A 1,660-nucleotide genomic window follows, 5' to 3' on the forward strand; every position below is an offset into this window, starting at 1 on the left:
TTTGGGTCTGACTCAAATCTGCTGCAGGTCGGGGCTGTTTTGATGCTGGTTTCCAGAAGGAATCAGCGCGATGAAGCAGCGATTTCGACCAGCCAGCTTGGTTCCCGCAGGTTTGATTGTCGACGGTATCACGATCGAAGGCGATCGCGTTGTTGTCCGAACCCGGTCCGCCGTCAGCGCCTGTCCATGTCCTGACTGCGGGGCGTTCTCGCAACGGATCCAAAGCCGGTATTTCCGGCGTGCAAAGGACCTGCCGCTCAGCGGCCGACGCGTCGAGCTCCAGGTCCTCGTTCGGCGCTTTCGCTGCGATGCCGTCCTGTGCGGCCGCCAGATCTTCGCGGAGCGCTTTGGTGACCGCGTCCTCGCGCCGCGAGCGCGTCGGACCGATCGTCTCGATCATATCGTCCAGCATCTCGGCCTCGCCTTGGGTGGCAGGCCCGGAGCAAGTTTTGCCGCGAGGATGATGCTACCGGTCAGCAACGACACGTTGCTGCGCGTGGTCCGGCAGCGTGCCAGGGTGCCGAGCGAGCCGCTGCGCGTGATCGGCATCGATGACTTCGCCTGGCGGCGCAATCACCGCTACGGCACGATCGTCTGCGACTTGGAGAGGCGTCGGCCGGTCGCGCTTCTTTCCGACCGGGAGCCAGCAACATCGGAAGCTTGGCTCCGCCATCAGCGGCTGGTCCATACAGTCGCTCGTGACCGTGGCGGTGGCTATGGAGAGGCGGTGGCACGGGCCCTGCCGCAGGCCGTCCAGGTTGCCGACCGCTGGCACCTGATGGAGAATGCCAGCCGCGCTTTCCTCGATGCCGTGCGCAAGTCGATGCGCCAGATCCGTAGCGCCATTGGTGCCACCGTCGTCAATCCTGCGCTCCTGACGGCGGCGGAGAAGCTGCAATACGATGGATATCTGCGGCGGGAAGAGATCAACGCGGCGGTCCTCGCCCTCTGGCGGGAGGGTGTGCCGATCAAGCAGATCGTCAAGCGCACCGGCCATCACCGCCAGACTGTCAGGCGGATCGTCCGCGGCGAGCGCAGCGACGTCTTCCGACCTCGCCAGAGTTCGTTGGATGCGCATCTGCCCTGGCTCGATGCGCAATGGGACGCGGGAACTCGGAACGCAGCTGCTCTCTGGCGCTCGATGAGGACGAAAGGCTTCCGGGGAAGCCTCAGGGTGATCTCGGAATGGGCGACACGCCGCCGCCGCGCGGAGAAAGCGGACGCAAGCAGCCTCGCGCGTGTCCCGTCGGCCCGGACCATCGCGCGGTTGATGACCACCGGTCGCGACAATCTCACAAAGGCTGAAACCGTCACGATCGCGGCGATCGAGGACGGCGTGCCGGCATTGGTCGAGGCTCGCGAGATCATCGCCGACTTCCATGCCATGATTAGGATGAAGCGGGCCGAGCCCTTGTCATCTTGGATCGATCGAGCCTCCCAAAGCCTGGTCGCCTCCTTGGCCAATGGCGTCCGACGAGACGAGGCCGCTGTGCGAGCAGCAATCCTCTCGACTTGGTCGAACGGTCAGACAGAAGGCCAGATCACCCGCCTCAAGCTCGTCAAACGCCAGATGTACGGCCGCGGAAAGATCGATCTTCTCCAGGCGCGTCTGATCGGCGCGCAATGATCTCAAATGTCAGCGGGATTGCGTCAGACCCAA

Annotated in this window: 1 protein-coding gene; it reads left to right on the forward strand. The window is 64.2% G+C overall.

Going from position 1 to position 1,660, the window contains the following annotated elements; genetic code table 11:
- Positions 1-70: 70 nt before the first annotated feature.
- On the forward strand, positions 71-1,627 hold the full coding sequence (locus AC07NY_RS25965) for an ISL3 family transposase (protein ID WP_076437715.1): 1,557 nt from the start codon (positions 71-73) through the stop codon (positions 1,625-1,627).
- Positions 1,628-1,660: the final 33 nt, after the last annotated feature.

It is taken from the genome of Allobosea sp. GW821-FHT09G06 (genome assembly GCF_059416005.1).